General features: G+C 46.1%; 1 pseudogene. It reads right to left on the bottom strand.

Annotated features, from left to right (window positions below):
• A pseudogene (locus QUA04_RS29625) lies at positions 1 to 1,326 on the bottom strand (IS4 family transposase); the annotation flags it as partial.
• Positions 1,327 to 1,486: the final 160 nt, after the last annotated feature.

Genomic DNA, 1,486 nt, shown 5'->3' on the forward strand with positions numbered 1-1,486 from the left:
TACCGTGTACACACAAGTTGATTCTGAGCTAGTTTCCATCCCAAAAAGATGGATTCAAACTGTCGGAGTCCATGAACAAGGGTAGGCATTCCGGGAGGTCTCTGAGAACTATAACCAGACCAACCCCCAAGTCGAGCAATCAGCCAAGTAGCCCAAGGTAAGGAGGCAGGAGGATAGGGGTTTTGCAATTTTTTCGTGCGCCCTTGAAGAGATGGTTCAATCACTTCCAAGCATTGCTGTTGAGAATCAGAGAAAGTCAGGGAAACTGGTAAGTCGGAACGATCGCGCCCTTCAACCATTTGTAGGGTTCGCACGGCAACGCCTAAAGCCAAGACAGTGAGTCGTTGAATGGCAGCTACGGACTCTAACTGTGTAGCTTCAAGATTTAATCCTGCTTGTTTCAATGTGGCAAAAAGTTGTTCAATGCGCCATCGCCATCGATACCATTCGATAACTTGTAGTGCTTGTTCTAAACAAACCACCCTGTGAGTTGTGAGTAATCGCCAATGAATCGCTTCTTGCCCTGCCGGAGGATTAACTTCTATTGCTTCGACTGCGTAAAGAGTGATACTGGGTGGATAATCTTGTGCCTTCAATTGATCGGGACGCCGAATCTTAACACTAACACAGCGAATAATGAGCAATGCTTCTCTCGCCGTCCGACCAATGCGTGGGTCTGCTGGTACATCAATTGTATAAGCCCCTTCACAGGGCTGTTCTGTTAAATAGGTATAAAGCGATTGGGATTGTCCTAACAACCGACGGTCTTGACGAACGCGCACCAATACGTGATTATGTTGGTCGGGGACGGTCGCCCATTCCTCATATAAGTCACTTTCGCGGTCACCAATGTGAGTGACCATCTTGGCACCACCCTTAGTTAAACACCGTTGACGGATCTCGGCGGATGCCAACCATTTGTATGATTCTTTCTGCTCTATTGGCAGATTTTGATAATTGCGTTCATGCTTATTCTTATGATCTAAACCTCGACTCCACAGTTGCACGGTGCTTAACCCTAATGGAAAGCCATTTTCAGCATCCAAAACTAATGTAGGATGTATATAAAAACCCACATCTGTATTGTTGCCAACCACCCCTAATTGTTCTGGTTTTAGTCGGCCTGCGTGGGACTGCAAATTGATTTCACTGCTATCACTGACGGCTAATACGTGCCGTCCTTCTATATTTTTTTGGCAATGCCCCGATAGGCTTTGCACCAATTCCGATACTATCGTTTTCATTCTCCAAAAAACGATAGTATCCTACTTGTTCAGCTCGATTTCGGCTGATTTGACGAATATTTACCGATTGATGCTGGCCCATTGCTTCATATAATGCGGCCCCCTTTTTACCAGCCTTGGGTCTCCAAAGGCGGTTCCTTCGAGGAGGGAGGCGTGAATCAGTATCGGATTGTCCACGGTTTATACCTCTCTCAAAACATGAGCCTAGTTTACTTTGACTTGTGTGTACACGGTAGCCTTAT

The organism is Microcoleus sp. S13_C5 (assembly GCF_036700845.1).
In the GTDB taxonomy this organism is placed as follows: domain Bacteria; phylum Cyanobacteriota; class Cyanobacteriia; order Cyanobacteriales; family Microcoleaceae; genus Microcoleus.